Below are 19,758 nucleotides of genomic sequence, written 5' to 3'. Positions count from 1 at the left end.
CGACCGCCATCGCGTCGGATGCGGTGCTGTGCACCGACGGCAGCGCCATGTTGGCAAGTGCGGCAAGGGATCTGGGAATTGAGCACCACGCCCTGAACACCTTGCGCGGCGAGCGCAAGCGAGGTGCGTGGCATGTCCAGAATGTCAATGCGCACCACAGCCGACTGAAGGGCTGGATGGCCCGATTCCGGGGCGTGGCGACGTCCTATCTGCCGAACTACCTGGGGTGGTTCCGGGCACTGGAGCGGAATGCCCAAGTCGGCGCAGGACCCGCGTCATTGCTCAGGTTGGCGATGACATGACCTCCATGTCCACAAACAACGCGAACAGCGCCTTCTTTTTTGTGCGCGGTCAGGCGCGGATCAGGGCGGGGATGCTTTCGACGCGGAGGCGCTGGTGCCGGACGGGGTGGCGTTGCGTTCGGCGTAGAGCACGCCTTCGGAGCCGTCGATGGTCTCATCGTCCAGCCATTGGCCGCCGCTCATGCCCAGCGCGTTGTCCAGAATGGTCGGCAGCAGCCCGCCGGGCAGGCCGCTTTCGCTGTTCCACAGGATCACCACGCCCAGGTCCTGCTCCGGCAGCAGCGCCATCGCGCCGCGATAGCCCTGCACGGCACCGCCGTGGAAGACTACCTGATGGCCCGAATAGTTGTAGGCGCGCCAGCCCAGCGCGTAACCGGCGGTGGTCAGCCGGCTGCGCCGCCAGGAGGCGCCGCGGATCTCGCTGGGCGTTGTCACCAGCGGTGCGTGCAGGGTTGCCAGCAGTGGTGCCGGCAGCACTTCCGGGCGGTGGCCGGTATGCGCCAGCAGCCATTGCGCCATGTCGCTGATGCTGGCGTTGACGCCGGCCGCCGGAGCCACGCGGTAGTAGGTGGGCTTGGGCGTCAGCGACACCCAGCCGCCGCGGCCGCGCACGTGCGGGCGCGCCCAGCGTGCGCTGGCTTCGATGCCTTCCAGACCGTAGCTGGCATCGTTCATGCCCAGAGGCTTGAAGATGCGACGTGCCACCGCCTCGCTGTAGAACTGGCCGGTGGTGGCGAACACGATGTCGCCGATCAGGCTGAACGCCACGTTCTGGTAGGCATAGCAATCGCCGGGCGCGCAGGTCATCGGCGCGTTGGCCATCCGCAGGGTCAGGTCGTGGTAGTTCGCATTGCCTTCCAGGTCGCGGTCGAAGGCGTTGTGGGTCAGCCCCATGCGGTGGCTGAGGATGTCGGCCACGGTGATCTGCTGGGCGGCGTCCGGCATCGACATGCGGAACGACGGCACGTAGTCGGTGAGGTGGCTGTCCCAGCGCAGCATGCCGTCGTTGACCAGGATCCCGGTCATGGTGCCGGCGAACGACTTCGACAGCGACGCCAGCCGGAACACCGTGTGGGCGTCCACCGGCTGCGGCGCGCGGGTATCGGTGATGCCGTAGCCGCGCGCGCTGAGGATACGGCCGTCCTTGACGATCGCCATCGCCAGGCCCGGGATGCGGCCGTTGGCGACCAGCGCTTCGGCAATCGCCTCGAAACGCATGATGTCCAGGTTGCTGTTTGTTGGCGGTAGTGGCAGCGCCGGCGGCAGGTTTGCTGCCATGCTGGCGGTACGGGCGACGGTGCCGCTCGACGGCACGCTGTCCTGGGTGGCGGAACCCGCTGCCAGCGGCAGCAGTGCCGCGATCAGGCCGGTCTTCCAGATGTATCCCCGGGTGCGCTCTTTCATAGGCTTGGCCCCCTGCGTATGCTGCGACGACGGGTCGATTCTAGCGCCTGTTTCCACGAATGCATGAATGAGGGGAGCTTCAATGGGTAGCTTTTTGATTTTCCTGGCGATTGTCGCGGCGGTCGTGGTTGCAGTCCTGCTTTGGGCGGTCGGCATCTACAACGGCCTGGTGACCGCGCGCAACGCGTTCAAGAACGCCTTCGCGCAGATCGACGTGCAGCTGCAGCGGCGCTTCGACCTGATCCCCAATCTGGTCGAAGTGGCGAAGAAATACATGGCGCATGAGCGCGAGACGCTGGAGGCGGTGATCGCCGCGCGCTCGGCCGCGCAGTCCGGTCTGGCCGCGGCCAAGGCCAGCCCCGGCGATCCCGCCGCGATGGCGCAGCTCGCCGCCGCGCAGGGCCAGCTCAATGCCGGGTTGGGCCGCCTGCTGGCGGTGGCCGAGGCCTATCCGGACCTCAAGGCCAACCAGAACATGATGCAGCTCACCGAGGAGCTGACCAGCACCGAGAACAAGGTCGCGTTCGCGCGGCAGGCATTCAACGACATGGCGATGGCCTACAACAACAAGCGCGAAGTGTTCCCGAACAGCGTGTTCGCCGGCATGTTCGGCTTCCAGCCGGCCACCCTGCTGGAGATCGCGGCCGACAAGCAGGCGCAGGTACGGGAAGCGCCGAAGGTGCAGTTCTGATCGCATCCGCCTGTTCTCCCCGCGGCGCGGGGAGAACGCAGTCCCGGGCCGGATGATGGACGCCCTCCCACCATGAATTTCTTCGAACACCAGGCCGCCGCGCGCCGCGCCTCGACGCGGCTGGTTGTCCTGTTCGTGCTGGCGGTGCTCGGGATCGTGGCGGCCGTCGACCTGGCGGCTTGGCTGGTGGCGCCGTCGTGGCGGATGCTGGCGTTCACCAGCGGCATCACCCTGCTGACCATCCTGTTCGGATCGCTCTACCGCATCGCCAGCCTGGGCGGTGGCGGCGAGGCGGTGGCGCAGCAGATGGGCGGCACGCTGGTGCCGGCGGACACTACCGACCTGTCATTGCGGCGGCTGCGCAACGTGGTGGAGGAAATCGCCATCGCCTCCGGCGTGCCGGTGCCCAAGCTGTACGTGCTGGAGGAGGAGGCGGCCATCAATGCCTTCGCCGCCGGTTTCAGCCCGTCCGATGCGGTGGTAGCGGTGACCCGCGGCACCCTGGAGCGGCTCAATCGCGACGAGCTGCAGGGCGTGATTGCGCACGAGTTCAGCCACATCCTCAACGGCGACATGCGGCTAAACGTGCGCCTGATCGGGGTGCTGTTCGGGATCCTGATGATCGGCCTGATCGGCCGCAAGGTGCTGGAATACGGCCGCTTCGGTGGCAGCCGCAACAGGAACGCCGGTGCCCTGCTGGTGGCCGCGCTGGTGGCGATGGTGATCGGCTACGTGGGTCTGTTCTTCGGCCGGCTGATCAAGGCAGGCGTCAGCCGCTCGCGCGAGCGGCTGGCCGACGCCAGCGCGGTCCAGTTCACCCGCCAGACCGCGGGCCTGGCCGGGGCGCTGAAGAAGATCGCCGGGGTGGACGAGGGCTCGCGGCTCAGCCACCGCGGCGACGCCGAAGAGGTCAGCCACATGCTGTTCGGCGACGGGGTGGGTTTTTCCAGCCTGTTCGCCACCCATCCGCCGCTGCTGGAACGCATCCGCGCGCTGGAGCCGGGGTTTCGCGACGAACAGCTGGAGCGGCTGCGCGCCGAATGGCGGGCAGTGCCGCCGGACGGCTTGCAGGAAGACCTTGCGTTGGGCCTGGCCGAAGCTGGCGCAAAGCCACTGCCGGGTGCGCGCGAGCAGATGCGGGTATCGCCGCCGCGGGTAGCCGCGCAGGTGGCCACGCCGGCGTCCGACGACTACCGCCGCGCCGATGCCATCGTCGATGCCGTTCCCGAAGCGCTGCGCGATCTGGCCCGCGGTCGCGAGGCGGTGATGCCGCTGCTGTTGGCGCTGCTGCTGGCGGAAGCCGACGATGTGCTGGACGCGCAGCGCAAGGTGATCGCCGCGCGGCTGGGCGAGGTGGCTGCCGACCACGCCCTGCGCATCCACCAGCAGCTCACCGCCGACCTGCACCCGGCGCTGCGCCTGCCGCTGGCGGCGCTGGCTTTCCCGGTGCTGAGGCTGCGGCCGCGTCCGCAGCTGGAGCAATTCCTCGACGCCGTGCAGGCGGTGATCGATGCCGACGGCGAAGTGTCGCTGTTCGAGTACTGCCTGGCGCGGCTGCTGAATGTGCAGGTGCGCGAATCGCTGGACCCGGGCCGCTACGCCCGCTTCGGCCGGCGCAAGCCCGGCAGCGTGCGCAATGAATTCGCTACCCTGCTGGCGGTGGTGGCGCAGGCCGGCCATACCGATCCGGCCAAGGCCAGACTGGCCTACCTGACCGGCCTGCAGCGCGTGCTGCCGCGCGACCATCTGGCCTACGCGCCACCCGCGGCAGGCGTGCTGGCGCTGGACGCCGTGTGGGAGCCGCTGGACGCGCTGGATCCGCTGGCCAAGCAGGCGATGGTGGAGGCGGTCACCGATGCGATCAGCAGTGACGGCCGCATCAGCGTGGCCGAAGCCGAACTGCTGCGCACGATCTGCGGCGTGCTGCATTGCCCGCTGCCGCCGATGTTGGGTGAGTGACCGCGATTGGCCGATGGCCTATCGGCATCGGCTGCGGTCGCGAACGCCCGGCCACGGATGGCCGGGCAGGCGGTCTTCGAAGCCGAGCCGCGTCGCCATGGATGGCAGACTGAAGCGGGTGACGCTCAGGCGTCCTTGATCAGGTCGGCGGCCCGCTCCGCAATCATGATCGTCGGCGCGTTGGTGTTGCCGCCCGGCAGATCGGGCATCACCGAGGCATCCACCACGCGCAGGCCGTCGACGCCGCGCACGCGCAGGTGCGGGTCGACCACTGCCGCACTGTCGCTGCCCATCCGGCAGGTGCCGATGGGGTGGTAGACGGTTTCGGCGCGGCTGCGCACGAAGTCCAGGAACTCGGCGTCGGTGCGCGGCGTGGTGGCGGGGAAGATCGGCGCGCCGCGGTAGGGATCGAACGCCTTCTGCGCGAAGATCTCCAGCGACAGCCGCGCGCATTCCACCAGCATGCGGCGGTCGAAACCTTCTGCATCGCCAAGGTAGTTGGGATCGATCAGCGGCTTGTCGGCCGCGCGGTTGCTGGCCAGCCGCACGCTGCCGCGGCTGCGCGGGCGCAGGAAGCAGGCGTGCAGGGTGTAGCCGTCGCCGCGCAGGCGGTTGCGGCCGTGGTCGTCGATCATCGCCGGGATGAAGTGCAGCTGGATGTCGGCGCGCGCGTCCTGCGCCAGTGGCGAGCGCAAGAAGCCCGCGCCTTCGGCCACGTTGCTGGTGCCGGGGCCTTGATGGCCGCCGAGGTAGTACTGCAGCGCGGTCTTCACCTCGCTGACGCGGTCGTAGCTGATCGGCTTGGTGCAGTGCTGCAGGGTGGTGACGTCGAGGTGGTCCTGCAGGTTGGCGCCGACGCCCGGTGCATCGTGCAGCACCTCGATGCCCAGCCGGCGCAGTTCATCGGCCGGGCCGATGCCGGACAGCATCAGCAGCTGCGGAGAGTTGATCGCGCCGCCGCTGAGGATCACTTCGCGCGCGGCTTCGAAATGGAAGCCCTGGCCGCGGATCGAACAGACCACGCCGTTGGCGCGACCGCGCTCGAAGGTGATCCGGTTGACCTCGGCGTGGGTGCGGATGGTCAGGTTCGGGCGCGCCTTCGCCGGGTCGAGGTAGGCCACCGCCGCCGAACAGCGTGCGCCGTCGCGCTGGGTGACCTGGTACAGACCCACGCCTTCCTGCTGCGCGCCGTTGAAGTCGTCGTTGACGGGGAAGCCAGCCTGCTGGCCGGCTTCGACAAAGACGCGGGTCAGCGGGTTGACGTGGCGCAGGTCGGACACGCTGAGCGGGCCTTCCGCGCCATGCCACGCATCGCCGCCGCGGGCATTGCCCTCGGACTTGCGGAAGTAGGGCAGCACGTTGTCCCAGTGCCAGCCGTCGGCACCGCCGGTGGCCCAGGCGTCGTAGTCCGCGGCGACGCCGCGGATGTAGCACATCGCGTTGATCGAACTGGAACCACCCAGCAGCTTGCCGCGCGGGCACCACAGCACGCGTCCGCCCAGCTGCGGCTGCGGCACGGTGGCGTAGTCCCAGTTGATCGATTTCAGCGCGGCGATGCGCGCCAGACCGGCGGGCATGTGCACGAACGGGTGCCAGTCACGGCCGCCGGCTTCCAGCAGCAGCACCGTGACCGTGGGGTCTTCGCTCAGGCGGTTGGCCAGCACGCAGCCGGCCGAGCCGGCGCCGATGATGATGTAGTCGTACACGTGCGCCCCCTGCGATGACCAGTCGAACGTATGCGCCGTCCCTAGAGCAAATGCTCTTTGGCGGGGTGGCGCGGATGGGCCTGCAGCGGTTACCGTTGCGCACCGTTCGCCCGTCTTCCGGCAGCCATGTCCCAACGCCCCGCCGTCGCCGGCAGTTTCGGTCGCTTCAAAGCCGCGCTGGGCGATTCGCCGCCGCTGCTGTGGTCGTTCCTGTTTTTCTTCTGCCTGCTGTGCGGCTATTACGTGCTGCGCCCGGTGCGCGACGCGATGGGCGCATCCAGCGAGGTCGAGGCGGTGTTCCCCCAGGCGATGGTTGCGCTGTTCGAGCGCCACGGCGTCCCGTTGAAGGAGTTGATCCTGCAGGTGCTTGCGACCTGCACGTTCGCGCTCATCCTGCTGGCGCAGCCCCTGTACGGTGCCCTGGTCAGTCGGTTTCCGCGGCGGGTTTTCCTGCCGGTGATGTTCGGCTTCTTCATCCTGTGCCTGCTCGGTTTCTACCTGCTGTTCGACAGCCGGGTGGGCGGGCGCGGGATGGCGTTTTTCCTCTGGGTCACGGTGTTCAACGTGTTCTCGGTTGCGGTGTTCTGGAGCTTCATGGCCGACGTGTTCACCCATGTCGAGGCGAAGAAGTTCTACGGCTACATCGGCGCCGCCGGCACCATCGGTGCCTTTTCGGGCCCGCTGATCACCCGCACGCTGGCCGAAAGGGTGGGCCTTGCCAACCTCATGCTGTTCTCTGCCGTGTTCCTGACGGCGTGCCTGTTCTGCATCTGGCGGCTGCGCCGTTGGGCATTGCTTCGCGAGGAACAGCTTGGCCGCGACAATGAAAGCGCGATGGGTGGCGACGTGCTGGCCGGGTTGAAGCTGATCGCCAGGGAGCCGCTGCTGCGATGGCTGGCCGTGCTGGTGTTTCTTGGCGTCGGCGTGGGCCAGCTGCTCTACAACCAGCAGGCCGTGATCGCACGCGAGGCCTTTGCAACCGACGAGGCACGCACCGCCTACTTCGCCAACATCGACATCGCGGTGAACGTGCTGACCTTGCTGGTGCAGGTGTTCATCACGCGTGCGCTGTTGTCGCGCTTCGGCCTGCTGCCGGTGTTGATGATTCCGATGGTGGCACTGCTGCTGGGTTTTGCCGTGCTGACTGCCTCGCCGTTCCCGATCGTGGTCGGCATCGTGCAGGTGGTCACCCGTTCGAACGAGTTCTCCCTGATGAAGCCGGGGCGGGAGACCATCTACACGCGGGTGGACCGGCAGTGGCGCTACAAGGCCGGTGCCGCAATCGACACCGCCTTCTACCGCGGTGGCGAGCTCAGTTTCTCGTGGATCTACAAGCTGCTTTCCGTGTTCGGATCGCAGGTCGTCTTTGGCGTCGGGCTGGCCGTGGCCGGAGCGATGACCGTCAGTGTGTGGCGCCTGTTGCGGGAAGAGCGAAGGCTGCCCGCCGAACGTGGTGCGCCGGAGTAGCTGCATCGGGGATCGCAGCCGTCGCGTCGCGCTGGCGCGCGGGCAAGTGCATCAGCCCTTCGGTGACACCCACATCGCGATACTGGCGCGGAACACCGCTTCGCCACGCGAATCTTCCACCACCACCTCGAAAGGCAGTTCGTAGCCCTCGGCCGCTGCGCGCGGCGGAAACCCCGGCGTGGCCGTGGCGCGCATCGTACCCACCGCCTTCTTCAGGTAGGCCACGGTCATGCCCTTGGGAATCCAGCGCATCGACGGCGGGATGCTGGCGTCGCAGGCCAGTCCGCCGGTGAACTCGGCCAGGTTGCACAGGGCGATCGCATGCACCGTGCCGAGGTGATTGGTCACGCCGCGACGGTGGCGCAGCGTGGCGATGCAGCGGCCGGGTTCCAGCGATTCGATGCGCGGGGTGATGCTGGAAAAATACGGCGCTTTCCAGCACACCAGCCGCGAGAACAGCCAGCGGCCCGCGGGCCAGCGGGCGAGTGAGCGATAGGTCGAGAGGACGGACATGGAAGCGAGATGCCGCAATCCCGGCACGCGGCCGGGACTGCGGCGGAAATCAGGCGACCGCGCGCCTGCCGTCGTCGGCGCGGCCGTCGTAATAGCTGGCCGCACGCAGCTCGTGGGCGTCGAAGTCGTCCACCGTGATCGTGTCCAGGGTGATCGCGTGCAGCTCTTCCAGCTGCTTGCGTTCCTCGGCGGTGATCCAGCCCTCGCGCACGCCCTCGTCCAGCTGCGAGGCGAAGTCCAGCGCTTCGATGTCCTTGGTCTTCAGCGCCTTCAGGAACTTGCGCTCCACCGGCTCGGCCAGAATGGCTTTCGCCAGATAGCTGTTGATGCGGCCGCCGGGGTTGTGCTCGCCCGGGGTCAGGAACACGCCGCTGGCCATCCGCTCGCGGGCCTCGTTCGGCGCCATCAGCAGCATCGCGACGCGATGGCTGAGGCGGTCGCCCGGGGCAACGGCGCGGCGGCCCAGCGGGAACACCACCGGCCACAGCAGCCAGCCCAGCGGCTTGATCGGGAAGTTGCGCAGCGCCTGCGACAGCGCCAGCTCGATCTCGTAGGCGCTGTTGTGGAAGGCCCAGGCCAGCAGCGGCTTGTCGGCTTCCGGGCAGCCCTCGTCATGATGACGCTTGAGCACCGCGCCCATCATGTACAGGTGGCTGAGCACGTCGCCAAGACGGCCGGACAGCGACTCCTTGAACTTGAGCCGGCCGCCCAGCGCGCCCAGCGACACGTCGGTCAGCAGGGCCAGGTTGGCGGCGTAGCGGTTGAGCTTGCGGAAGAACTTCTTCGTGTACGCATCGCCCGCGGTCGCCTGCAGGCGCGAGCCGGTCAGGCCAAGCCAGAACGAACGCACCGCATTCGAGATCGCGCCGCCGACGTGCGCATACAGCGCGCCGTCCAGCGCCTCCAGCCCCGCTTTGGCGTCCGGGTCCTGCGCCGCGCGCATTTCCTTGAGGATGTACGGATGGCAGAGGATCGAGCCCTGGCCGAAGATCAGCAGGCTGCGGGTCATGATGTTGGCGCCTTCCACCGTGATCGCGATCGGCGCGGCCTGCCACGAACGCCCGGCGAAGTTGCGCGGGCCCAAAATGATCCCCTTGCCGCCGATGACATCCATGATGTCCTTGGCGATGTCGCGACCGGCGTTGGTGCAGTGGTACTTGGCGATCGCCGACGGCACCGACGGCACGTCGCCGCGATCCACCGCGGCCGCGGTGGCCTGCGACAGCGCGCTGATCGCATAGGCCTTGCCGCCGATCCGCGCCAGCGCTTCCTCCACGCCCTCGAAGCGGCCCACCGGCAGGCCGAACTGCTTGCGGATGCGGGCGTAGGCGCCGGTCACCACCGCGCCGGCCTTGGCGCCGCCGCTGGCGGTGGAGGGCAGGGTGATCGAGCGGCCCACGGCCAGGCACTCGTTGAGCATGTTCCAGCCCTTGCCGGCCATGTCCACGCCGCCGATCAGCTGGCTGAGCGGGATGAACACTTCCTTGCCGCGCACCGGGCCGTTCTGGAACGGCGAGTTCAGCGGGAAGTGGCGGCGGCCGACGTCGACGCCCTCGGTGTCGCGCGGCAGCAGCGCCAGGGTGATGCCAATGTCGCGGGTGTCACCGATCAGGCCTTCCGGGTCATACATGCGGAAGGCCAGGCCGATCAGGGTGGAGACCGGGGCCAGGGTGATGTAGCGCTTGTCGAAGGTCAGGCGCAGGCCCAGCACGTTGGCGCCGTTCCATTCGCCCTTGCAGACGATGCCGAAGTCGGGGATCGAAGTCGCGTCCGAGCCGGCGAACGGGCCGGTCAGGCCGAAGCAGGGAACTTCCTGGCCGATCGCCAGCCGCGGCAGGTAGTAGTCCTTCTGTTGCTGGGTGCCGTAGTGGTTGATCAGCTCGCCGGGGCCCAGCGAGTTGGGCACGCCGACGGTAGCGCTGACCACGCTGGAGATCGAAGCGATCTTCTGGATCACCTTGTGGTGGGCCAGCGCGGAGAAGCCCAGACCGCCGTACTGCTTCGGGATGATCATCCCGAAGAACTTGTTGCGCTTGATGAAGTCCCACAGCTCCGGCGGCAGGTCGGCGTGGACGTGGGTGATTTCCCAGTCGTTGATGCGCTTGCACAGCTCTTCCACCGGGCCGTCGAGGAAAGCCTGTTCTTCCGCGCTCAGCTGCGGCTTCGGGTAAGCCAGCAGCTTGTTCCATTCGGGCTTGCCGGAGAACAGGTCGCCCTCGAAGCCGACCGAGCCGGTTTCCAGCGCGATCTTCTCGGTCTGTGACAGCGGCGGCAGCGCCTTGCGCAGGAAGCCCAGCGCCGGCGCGGTCAACAGCGGTTTGCGGATGGCCGGCACCAGCAGCGGCACCGCGACCAGAGCCACCAGTGCCGCGGCAATGGCCGAGGCGACAGGGCTGGCACCCAGCAGCCAGGCGGCCACCAGCAGGGTGATGGCCAGTGCGGCCCAGACTGCAAGCCGCAACCGGTGGTAGGCGGCAAACGCGCCAGCGGCGAAAATGACGAGGAAAGGCAGGGCGAAGCTCATTGTGGCGCTCCCGATGGCACGGCGGTCTTGGGCGGCGGGCATTGCGCGCATGGCGCGGCGTGCCTACCATACGGCCTAGTATGGCTGTTGCGGCGAGACTGTCAACGCGCAAAACCGAGTGAAAACTCAGCATACTGCTTCCCGTCGATACCGTATGGAACGAACTTCGCGATGACAGCAACCGCACCACGCAGCGGGCGCCTGAGCGCCGACGACTGGGCCCGCGAGGCACTTGACCAGATCGCCGAGCAGGGCGTGGCATCGGTGGCGGTGGAACCGCTGGCGCGCCGGCTGGGCGTCACCAAGGGCAGCTTCTACTGGCATTTCCCTTCCCGCGATGCGCTGCTGCAGGCCGCGCTGGAACGCTGGGAGCACGACGAACAGGCTGCCTACGGCGCGCTGGAGGCGATCGGCGATGCCACCGAGCGTCTTCGCACGCTGTTCCGCCTCATCGCCCACCACAACAAGACCCACATCATCTATTCCGAGCTGCTCAAGGCGGCCGGCAACCAGGCGGTGGACGTGGTGCTGGGGCACGTGCTGGAGCGCCGCATCGGTTTCCTGTTCACCTCGTTCCGCCAGGCCGGCTTGAGCCAGAAGGATGCGCTCAACCGCGCGCGCATGACCTACGCGATGTACGTCGGCGTGCTGCAGCTGGAACTGCCCAAGTTCCAGGCCCGCCAGCCCATCGAAGGCTTCGAAGGCTACGTCGACCACATGATGGCGACCCTGGTGCCACCACATAAGAAGTGATCGCCGCCGTGCGGCGCGACGGGCGCGGCACGGCGCTTTCTGCAAACGATTTCAATGACTGCCCGCGACAGGCGAAGGACTCCCGATTCATGACCAGCAAACTTGACCGATTGAACCAATGGGTTGCCGAGGTGGCGCGCCTGACCCGGCCTGATGCCATCCAGTGGTGCGACGGCAGCGACACCGAGAACGCGGCGCTGATCGACAAGATGCTGGCCGACGGCACCCTGCACCGGCTCAACGACGACACCCATCCCGGCAGCTACCTGCACCGCTCGCACCCGGACGACGTTGCCCGCGTCGAGCACCTGACCTACGTCTGCACCACCCATCACGAGGATGCCGGCCCGAACAACCACTGGATGGCGCCGGACGAAGCCCACGCCGAGATCGACGCCCTGTTCGACGGCTGCATGCAGGGCCGCACGATGTACGTGATCCCGTATTGCATGGGACCCATTGATTCACCGCTGTCGCGCTGCGGCGTGGAAATCACCGACTCGCCCTACGTGGTCGCCAACATGCGGATCATGACCCGCATGGGTGCCGCCGCGCTGGCCCGCATCGAGCGCGACGGCACGTTCGTGAAGGGGCTGCACTCGGTCGGCGAGCTCGATCCCAACCGCCGCTACATCATGCATTTCCCCGAGGAGCTGACGATCAAGTCGTACGGCTCCGGCTACGGCGGCAACGCGCTGCTGGGCAAGAAGTGCCACGCGCTGCGCATCGCCAGCCACCAGGCGCGCAGCGAGGGCTGGCTGGCCGAGCACATGCTGATCCTCGGCGTGGAGAACCCGCAGGGGCAGACCCATTACATCGCCGCCGCGTTCCCCTCGGCCTGCGGCAAGACCAACCTCGCCATGCTGATCCCGCCGGAAGGCTATCGCCGCGATGGCTGGAAGATCTGGACCATCGGCGACGACATCTGCTGGATGCGTCCGGGCCCCGATGGCCGCCTGTACGCGATCAACCCGGAAGCTGGCTTCTTCGGCGTCGCCCCCGGCACCTCGAACAAGTCCAACCCGAACGCGCTGGCCTCGATCCAGACCAACACCATCTTCACCAATGTCGGCGTCACCGCCGACAACCAGCCGTGGTGGGAAGGCATCGACAACGGCCAGGTCCCGGTGACCGATTGGCAGGGCCATGCCTACGACGCCAGCGTGCGCCCGGCCGCGCATCCCAATTCTCGCTTCACCGTCAGTGCGAAGCAGTGCCCCTCCTATTCGTCGATGGCCGAAGACCCGCAGGGCGTGCCGATCAGCGCCATCGTCTTCGGCGGTCGCCGCGCTTCGCTGGTACCGCTGGTGTTCGAAGCCCGCGACTGGACCCACGGCGTGCTGGTCGGCGCCGCGATGGGCTCCGAAACCACCGCCGCCGCCACCGGCGCGGTGGGCGTGATGCGCCGCGATCCGATGGCGATGAAGCCGTTCTGCGGCTACAACTTCGCCGACTATTTCGCCCACTGGCTGTCGTTCGACAAGCCCGGCGCGAACCTGCCCAAGGTCTTCCACGTCAACTGGTTCCGCAAGGGTGACGACGGCAAGTTCCTGTGGCCCGGCTTCGGCGACAACCTGCGCGTGCTGGAGTGGATGATCCGCCGGGTCGAAGGCAGCGTGGCCGCCACTGAAACCCCCATCGGCCACCTGCCGGCGGCAGGCGATCTCAACCTCGATGGCGTCACCCTGTCAGAGGAGGCCCGTGACAAGCTGTTCGGCCTCGACCGCGCCGGCTGGCAGGCCGAGTTCGCCAGCCTCGGCGAGTACCTCGCCGAGTACGGCCCACGCCTGCCGCAGGCGCTGCTGGACGAGCAGCAGCGCATTGCCGACACGCTGGCTTGAGCCGGTAGCTACACGGCTGCATCCGAAGCCCCGCCTCGTGCGGGGCTTCGCTTTTCAGGCGTCTGCGCCGCCTGCGCAAACATGTCGAGACGGTGACCGTTGCCCACGAAACTGAATGCGTGTCCCACAAGATGAATGCGGTCTGAGGGGGTTGTTAAATAAATGTTGACTGCTCTATAGTCGGGAAGTCAGGCCGTCTGAGGTCGGGCGTACTTGATTTCCTTTGTCACTTCGTCCCTATGGGGGTTACAACAAAATGGCTTCTAACTACCTCGCGAAAGGCCTGAAGCAGAGCGCGTTGACCGTCGCTCTGGGTCTGTGTTTCGTCGGCGGCGTGCAGGCGCAGACCAATACCGCTGGTGCGGTCGTCGGCCGTGCGGTTGCTGGCGACACCGTTACCGTCACCAACCAGTCGACCGGCTTCAGCCGCACCATCACCGTGGATGCGACCGGCTCCTATCGCTTCTCGCAGCTGCCGACCGGCCAGTACCAGGTCAGCCGCAACGGCGGTTCGCCGCGCACCGTGAACGTCAACGTGGGCGGTGCCGCCAACGTCGATTTCGTCTCGGCTGATGCGACCACCCTGGACGCCGTGACCGTTGTCGGTTCCGGTGCGATCAACCCGATCGACGTATCGTCGGTCGAGTCCACCACCATCCTGACCGCCGAGCAGATCGCCAAGATCCCGGTGTCGCGCGACACCACCTCGGTGGCCCTGCTGGCCCCGGGTACCGTGCGCGGCGACAGCGCCTTCGGCAACCTGGCGTCGTTCGGTGGTTCCTCGGTGGCGGAGAACCAGTACTTCTTCAACGGCTTCAACATCACCAACAGCTTCAACAACCTGAACTTCGCGCAGATCCCGTTCGAGGCGATCGCCGAGCAGCAGACCAAGACCGGCGGCTACGGCGCCGAGTTCGGTCGCTCCACCGGCGGCGTGGTCAACCAGATCTCCAAGCGCGGCTCCAATGATTTCAAGGCCGGCGCCAATGTGTTCTGGTCGCCGAGCAGCCTGAACGAAACCCCGGACAGCTACTACCTCAACGACGGCACGCTGTCGGCTGATCGCAGCAACAACACCGTCGGCACCGAGATGACCGCGTCGGCCTGGGCCAGCGGCGCGCTGGTGCAGGACCGCCTGTTCGCCTACGGTCTGGTGCAGTACACCGACATCGGCGAAGGCAAGGCGATGTCCTCGTCGCGCGGCTTCAGCACCGTCGGCACCAACAAGCAGCCGAAGTGGCTGTTGAAGATGGACTGGAACATCAACGATAACAATATCCTTGAGTTCACCGGCATCTCCGACAAGCGCAAGTACGAAACCGACTACTACTCGACCTCGTACTCCGATCCGCTGAAGCCGATCAACCCGCAGCTCAACCAGTACCAGGGCACGGCGTTCGACGAGCGCGGCGGCGAAACCTATATCGCCAAGTACACCGGCTACCTGAGCGACAGCCTCACCCTGACCGTGCTGGCTGGTACCAGCGAGTCCTCGCGCAGCAACTATTCGGTCACCGCCAACGGCACGGTGAACAGCTACACCGGCAATGTCGGCGTGCCGGCTAACGGTTGCCCGGTCATTGTGGATTCGCGTCCGTCGGCTGTGAATGGTCAGACGCCTCGCCGCGCCGGTTGCGCGCTGGACAACTTCCTGGGTCGTCCGGACGCCAAGGACACCCGCGACCAGTTCCGCATCGACGCCGAATGGCAGCTGGGCAACCACCTGCTGCGCGGCGGCGTGGACATCGACAACTTCGAGTCGGTGGCCGGTGAGTCCTACTCCGGCGGCGTGGTGTGGCGCTATGGTCGCTATACCCGCACTGGTTTTACCGGTGAGAACGAAGTCGTGCGCAAGCGCGTGTTCCAGTCCGGCTCCACCGTGGCCGTGGACCAAACCGCGTTCTACCTGGAAGACAGCTGGAGCATCACCCCCAACTTCATTGCCTACCTCGGCGCGCGTTGGGACACGTTTGACAATCAGAACGGTGACGGCGAGACCTTCGCAAAGATCAAGAACCAGTTCGCTCCGCGCCTGGGCTTCTCTTGGGACGTGAACGGCGACTCCAGCTTCAAGGTCTACGGTAACGCCGGCCGCTATGCGCTGCCGCTGACCGCCACCGTGGCGGTGCGCGGTGCATCGAAGTCGCTCTACAGCGAGCAGTTCTACACCTACACCGGCGTTGATGCGGCCACTGGTGCGCCCACCGGCCTGACCCTGATCAACAATCCGGCCAATGGTCGTCCGATCCGCTACCTCAACAACGAGTTCGGCGTGGGCAAGAATCCGCAGACCATCGCGGACCAGGGCCTGAAGCCGATGTACCAGGACGAGTTCATCCTGGGCTTCCAGAAGGAACTGACCGACAACCTGTCGCTGGGTGCGCGCCTGATCCGTCGCGACCTGAAGGCCGCGATCGACGACCAGTGCGACTACCGGCCGATCATCGAGTGGGCGCTGGCGAATGGCTTCACCGACAACGGCAGCGGCGGCTTCCAGGAAGTTGGGGACAAGGACCAGAACAGTGATATCGCGGTGTACAACCCCGGTTTCGCCTTCTGCCACCTGTACAACCCGGGTAGCGATGCCACCTTCAAGATGGACATCAACGGCGACGGCACGCTGGAAGAGGTCAAGCTGACCGCCGACCAGCTGGGTCCGAAGGCCAAGCGCAAGTACACCGCGTTTGAAGTCTTCTTCGAAGGCAGCTGGGACCGCGCGTTCCTGCAGGGTTCGTACACCTTCGCCAAGAGCATCGGCAACACCGAAGGCGGCGTGAAGTCGGATATCGGCCAGGACGATACCGGCACCACCCAGGACTTCGACTATCCGGAGCTGACCGAAGGTTCCTACGGCTACCTGCCGAACGACCGTCGCCACAGCTTCAAGCTGTTCGGCAGCTACGACATCACGGATACCGTGACCGTCGGCGGCAACCTGATCGTCCAGTCCGGTCGTCCGATCAACTGCTTCGGCTTCCACCCGATCAACTCGGGGTATGCCAACGGCTACTTCTACTGCCAGGGTGAACTGACCCCGCGTGGTACCTCGGGTCGCCTGCCTTGGACCCGGAAGCTGGATCTGAACGTGGCCTGGACCCCGGCGTTTGCCGACAAGCACCTGACCTTCAAGGTTGACGTGTTCAACGTCCTCAACAGTCAGGACGCGGTCAACGTGATCGAACAGGGCGAGGATGGCTCCGGTAACTGGCAGCCGAACCTCTGGAAGGCCGCCAACGGCTACCAGACGCCGCGCTCGGTCCGCTTCATGGTCCAGTACGACTTCTGATACTGATCCACTGTGTTAATTCGGACGGCCGCCTAGTGCGGCCGTCCTTTTTTGTTGATCGTGCCGTGCGCGATTACAGTCCGACGGCATGGTGCGGGAAAGGAGTGGCACGATGGATGTGGATGCAAGCCGCAAGTGGCAAGAGGCTGAGCAGCTGAGTGCAGGGGGCGAAGATGCGCAGGCGCGCGCGCTCTATGCGGAACTGGTTGGCGATCCTGCGATCGCGCCCTATGCACACCTACGCTTGGCCGTTGCCGACCAGCGCGCCGGCAATGTGCGGGGCGCGGTTGCGCATGCCCTGGAAGCCTTCCGCAAGGCACAGGCGGACTCGACGCTGCTGGAAATGCTTTGCAAACTGCTGCTGCGGTTGGGGGAAACCCACGCTGCGCTGGCCTGCGCAAATGCATTGCCTGCGGCGCAGCCCACGCCGGGAGCGCTGGCAGAAGTCGGCAAGATGCTGTCCGACCACATGCTTCCCGATGCGGCGTTGCCCCTGTTGCAGCGTGCGATGGCGGCGGGCATGGCGGGTGCCCCGGCGATGCAGTACCTGCTGGGCCTGAACCAGATGTATGCCGGCGATCTTGAAGCGGCGGAGCGGGCGCTGGAGGCAAGCGTGCGCGGTAACCCGGAGCTGGCACCGGCGCATTGGGCGCTGGCCAAGCTGGGTGTCGAGGATGGCCGCGGTGCCCGGATCAATCGGCTCAAGCGGCTGGTCGCAGGTGCAGCAGGGCAGGGAGCGGAGGCGGCGCTGCTGTGGTACAGCCTGTTCCACGAATTGGATCGTGATGGCGAGCCGGCGCAGGCGTGGGAAGCGCTGGACACCGCGATGCGGTTACGTCGAGCGCAGCTGCGCTACGACGAGGCGGCACAGGACGCATTGTTCGAGGCTGCTGCGCAGGCATTGAAGCATCCGCGGGAAGAAACTCGGCTAGAGCCGGCGGGTCCCATGCCGGTGTTCATCGTCGGACTGCCGCGGAGCGGCACCACGGTGATCGAGCGGGCACTTTGTGCGCAAACCGACGTGGCCAGCGCAGGCGAGCTCCGCGATCTTGCGACACAGATGCGCTGGGTGACCCAGCGTGCGGGCTCGTTCAACGTCGATGCGGGATTGCTGCAGGCGATGGCAGCGCTGCCTGCAGGACTCCTGGGCGAACGCTATCTGGAGCACACCCGTTGGCGTGCGCACGGACAGGCGTTCTATGCCGACAAATGGCCGGAGAACTATCTGGCCATCGGCCACATCCTTGCCTCGTTGCCGGACGCCAGAATTGTCTGCGTGCGGCGTGCGCCCGCCGACGCCTGCTTCTCCAATCTGAAGGAATGGTTTGCCGCGTCCTACCCCTATAGCTATGCGCAGGAAGAAGTGGCGCGGCAGTACGCCCGCTACGACAGGTTCTTGCAGCAGGTAAGGGAGGTTGCCAACCCGCGCGTGGCATTCGTGGAATACGAGGCATTTGCGCGACAGCCGGAGGCAGCCATTGCAGGGCTCAAGCTCCTGCTCGACCTGCCGGATCGGTCGATGTCTGCTGCCCGGGAAAGCGTCCCCACCGCCAGTGCCGTTCAAGTGCGTGAGTCCGTGAGTACGCGCCATGTCGGTGCCTGGCGCCGGTACGCTCAAAGGCTGGCGCCGATGCTGGACGAGCTGGCCCGATGCGGCTATCCGCAGGAAGTGGAGGCCAGAGCGTGAGCAATACCGATGCGCCAATGCAGGCGATGCTGGAGTATGCCGCACCACTTGCGGAAAACAACGATTTCAAGGCACTGCACGGATTGCTGGAGGGAATCCGGGTGGATCCGGAAACCAAGGCCAAGCACTTGGTGGAGGCATCGTACGCGGAGTCGTTGGCCGGTCGTTATCGGAACGCGCGCACCGCTGCGCTGATGGCATACACGTTGCGGCCCACCAAGCCGGACACCCGCCAGCAGCTGGCGGCCCGCCTGCGAACGATCAACGAGGCCGGTCCGCTGCTGGAGCTGATCCGAGGATCCGGTCCCCTGGACGCCATTCCGATCCCACTGCTGTTGGGTTATGCCGCGCAGCTGTCCTACCTGAACATGCAGGAAGCCGCGTTGATCCATCTGGACGAGGCGCGCAGGGCGGACCCCCGTTATCCCCCCACTTTGCTTTCGCGCGGCCAGGTATTGACCTATCTCGGTCGCATTGACGAGGCCGCCGCCGAGTTCGAACGTTGCATCGCCATCGCCCCCCAGATTGGACAGGCGCACTGGTTCCTGGCACACGTGCGGAAGGCGACCGCTGAGAACAATCACATCGTGCGGTTGCGTGCCCAGCTTGCGCGTCCAGGCCTTCCGCCACAGGAAGAGGCCTCGCTTGCATTCGCGCTGCACAAAGAGCTGGATGACCTGGGGGAACACGAATCCGCCTGGCAGGCGCTGCAGCGAGCGTGCGCCGCGAAACGCGCCACCCTGCGGTACCACCTCGATGACAGTGTCCGTCTGGTTGATGCGCTGGTGGCGATGCCTGTGTCCAATCCGTTGGCGACGCCCGCGGGCCACGGGCCGACGCCGGTGTTCATCGTTGGCATGCATCGCTCCGGCACCACCTTGCTGGAACAGCTGCTGGACGCCAGTCCGGCGGTGCGCGGCGTGGGCGAGCTCTACGATTTCACCAGCGCCATGCGCTATGCAACGGATCGACATTGCCGCGGCGTTATCGATGCTGGCCTCGTGGCGCGGGCGCCCGGGATCGACTTCGGCGCAGTGGGGCGCCGCTACATCGATGGCATGTCCTGGCGCCTGGGCGAGGAGCGCTTCTTCACCGACAAGTTGCCATCCAACTTTCTCAATATCGGGTTCATCTGCCAGGCGTTGCCGCAAGCCCGGATCCTGCACATGGTGCGGGACCCGATGGAGACTTGCTTCTCCAATCTTCGCGAGCTGTTTTCGGACGCCAACCCCTACTCGTACGACCAGCTGGAACTGGCCGGATACTTCCTGCAGTACCGGCGGCTGATGGCGCACTGGCATGCGCGATTCCCTGGCCGCATCCTCGACGTGGACTATGCGGCGCTCACCCGCGACCCCGAGGCAACAATGCGCCGAGTCGCCGGCTTCTGCGGAATCGAGTACCTACCGGCAATGAGTGATCCGCGGAGCAGCGGCCGCGCAGTGGCAACCGCCAGCGCAGTCCAGGTCCGGCAGGGCGTGGTCCGCCGGGACATCCCCAAGTGGATGGCCTATGCCGATCACCTGCGACCACTGTCGGCGGCGCTGCAGGCAGTTGATGCCAACTTCCCCGCGGGTGATCGATAGCTCGTTCCGCCGAGGCGTAGAGATGCGGCCCAGGGGTCC

The 19,758-nt window shown here is 66.5% G+C and carries 13 protein-coding genes; 9 read left to right on the top strand and 4 right to left on the bottom strand.

The features are described from left to right. Positions 1 to 302 (top strand): IS1595 family transposase (locus tag G582_RS18005; protein ID WP_156880457.1); only part of this gene is annotated, 302 nt, incomplete at its 5' end. 60 nt (positions 303 to 362) lie between these two features. On the opposite strand, the gene G582_RS0110910 is transcribed toward G582_RS18005, so the two are convergent. Further along, positions 363 to 1,706 (bottom strand): serine hydrolase domain-containing protein, encoded by a 1,344-nt coding sequence (locus G582_RS0110910; protein WP_038053812.1) that lies wholly within the window; start codon positions 1,704 to 1,706, stop codon positions 363 to 365. Positions 1,707 to 1,788: 82 nt separating this feature from the next. Between G582_RS0110910 and G582_RS0110905 the strand changes: the two genes are divergently transcribed. Both G582_RS0110905 and G582_RS0110900 read left to right on the top strand, forming a co-directional pair. Next, positions 1,789 to 2,397, top strand: a complete 609-nt coding sequence (locus G582_RS0110905; protein ID WP_028839861.1) for a LemA family protein — start codon at positions 1,789 to 1,791, stop codon at positions 2,395 to 2,397. A 72-nt stretch (positions 2,398 to 2,469) separates the two neighbouring features. Next, positions 2,470 to 4,356 carry a M48 family metallopeptidase gene (locus G582_RS0110900; protein ID WP_028839860.1) on the top strand — a complete coding sequence of 629 codons (1,887 nt, stop codon included), beginning with the start codon at positions 2,470 to 2,472 and terminating at the stop codon, positions 4,354 to 4,356. A 125-nt stretch (positions 4,357 to 4,481) separates the two neighbouring features. Here the strand turns inward: G582_RS0110900 and G582_RS0110895 are convergent, their stop codons facing one another. Next, a complete protein-coding gene (locus G582_RS0110895; protein ID WP_028839859.1) occupies positions 4,482 to 6,062 on the bottom strand; it encodes a GMC family oxidoreductase in 1,581 nt (526 codons plus the stop codon). 126 nt (positions 6,063 to 6,188) lie between these two features. On the opposite strand from G582_RS0110895, the gene G582_RS0110890 reads away from it, so the two are divergent. Continuing rightward, positions 6,189 to 7,529, top strand: coding sequence for an NTP/NDP exchange transporter (locus G582_RS0110890; protein ID WP_028839858.1), 1,341 nt, complete (start codon positions 6,189 to 6,191; stop codon positions 7,527 to 7,529). Positions 7,530 to 7,580: 51 nt separating this feature from the next. Here the strand turns inward: G582_RS0110890 and G582_RS0110885 are convergent, their stop codons facing one another. Next, positions 7,581 to 8,042 carry a hotdog fold domain-containing protein gene (locus G582_RS0110885; RefSeq protein ID WP_028839857.1) on the bottom strand — a complete coding sequence of 154 codons (462 nt, stop codon included), beginning with the start codon at positions 8,040 to 8,042 and terminating at the stop codon, positions 7,581 to 7,583. A gap of 49 nt (positions 8,043 to 8,091) precedes the next feature. Next, on the bottom strand, positions 8,092 to 10,566 hold the full coding sequence (locus G582_RS0110880) for an acyl-CoA dehydrogenase (RefSeq protein ID WP_028839856.1): 2,475 nt from the start codon (positions 10,564 to 10,566) through the stop codon (positions 8,092 to 8,094). Positions 10,567 to 10,737: 171 nt separating this feature from the next. Between G582_RS0110880 and G582_RS0110875 the strand changes: the two genes are divergently transcribed. The 5 genes from G582_RS0110875 (at position 10,738) to G582_RS16360 (ending at position 19,719) form a co-directional block, all read left to right on the top strand. Then, positions 10,738 to 11,319, top strand: coding sequence for a TetR/AcrR family transcriptional regulator (locus G582_RS0110875; protein ID WP_038053811.1), 582 nt, complete (start codon positions 10,738 to 10,740; stop codon positions 11,317 to 11,319). Positions 11,320 to 11,408: 89 nt separating this feature from the next. Further along, on the top strand, positions 11,409 to 13,160 hold the full coding sequence (locus tag G582_RS0110870; RefSeq protein WP_028839854.1) for a phosphoenolpyruvate carboxykinase (GTP): 1,752 nt from the start codon (positions 11,409 to 11,411) through the stop codon (positions 13,158 to 13,160). A gap of 298 nt (positions 13,161 to 13,458) precedes the next feature. Next, positions 13,459 to 16,446 (top strand): TonB-dependent receptor, encoded by a 2,988-nt coding sequence (locus G582_RS16365; RefSeq protein ID WP_169380622.1) that lies wholly within the window; start codon positions 13,459 to 13,461, stop codon positions 16,444 to 16,446. A 112-nt stretch (positions 16,447 to 16,558) separates the two neighbouring features. Beyond that, on the top strand, positions 16,559 to 18,133 hold the full coding sequence (locus G582_RS0110860) for a tetratricopeptide repeat-containing sulfotransferase family protein (RefSeq protein WP_028839853.1): 1,575 nt from the start codon (positions 16,559 to 16,561) through the stop codon (positions 18,131 to 18,133). Next, positions 18,130 to 19,719: a tetratricopeptide repeat-containing sulfotransferase family protein gene (locus tag G582_RS16360; RefSeq protein WP_169380620.1), complete on the top strand. Its 1,590-nt coding sequence runs from the start codon at positions 18,130 to 18,132 to the stop codon at positions 19,717 to 19,719. Before G582_RS0110860 ends, G582_RS16360 begins: the two co-directional genes overlap by 4 nt. The last annotated feature ends 39 nt before the right edge of the window (positions 19,720 to 19,758 follow it).

It is taken from the genome of Thermomonas fusca DSM 15424, from assembly GCF_000423885.1.
GTDB classification, from domain to species: domain Bacteria; phylum Pseudomonadota; class Gammaproteobacteria; order Xanthomonadales; family Xanthomonadaceae; genus Thermomonas; species Thermomonas fusca.
Note: the sequence above shows the minus strand (reverse complement) of the source record. Positions and strands in the feature narration are given on the sequence as shown.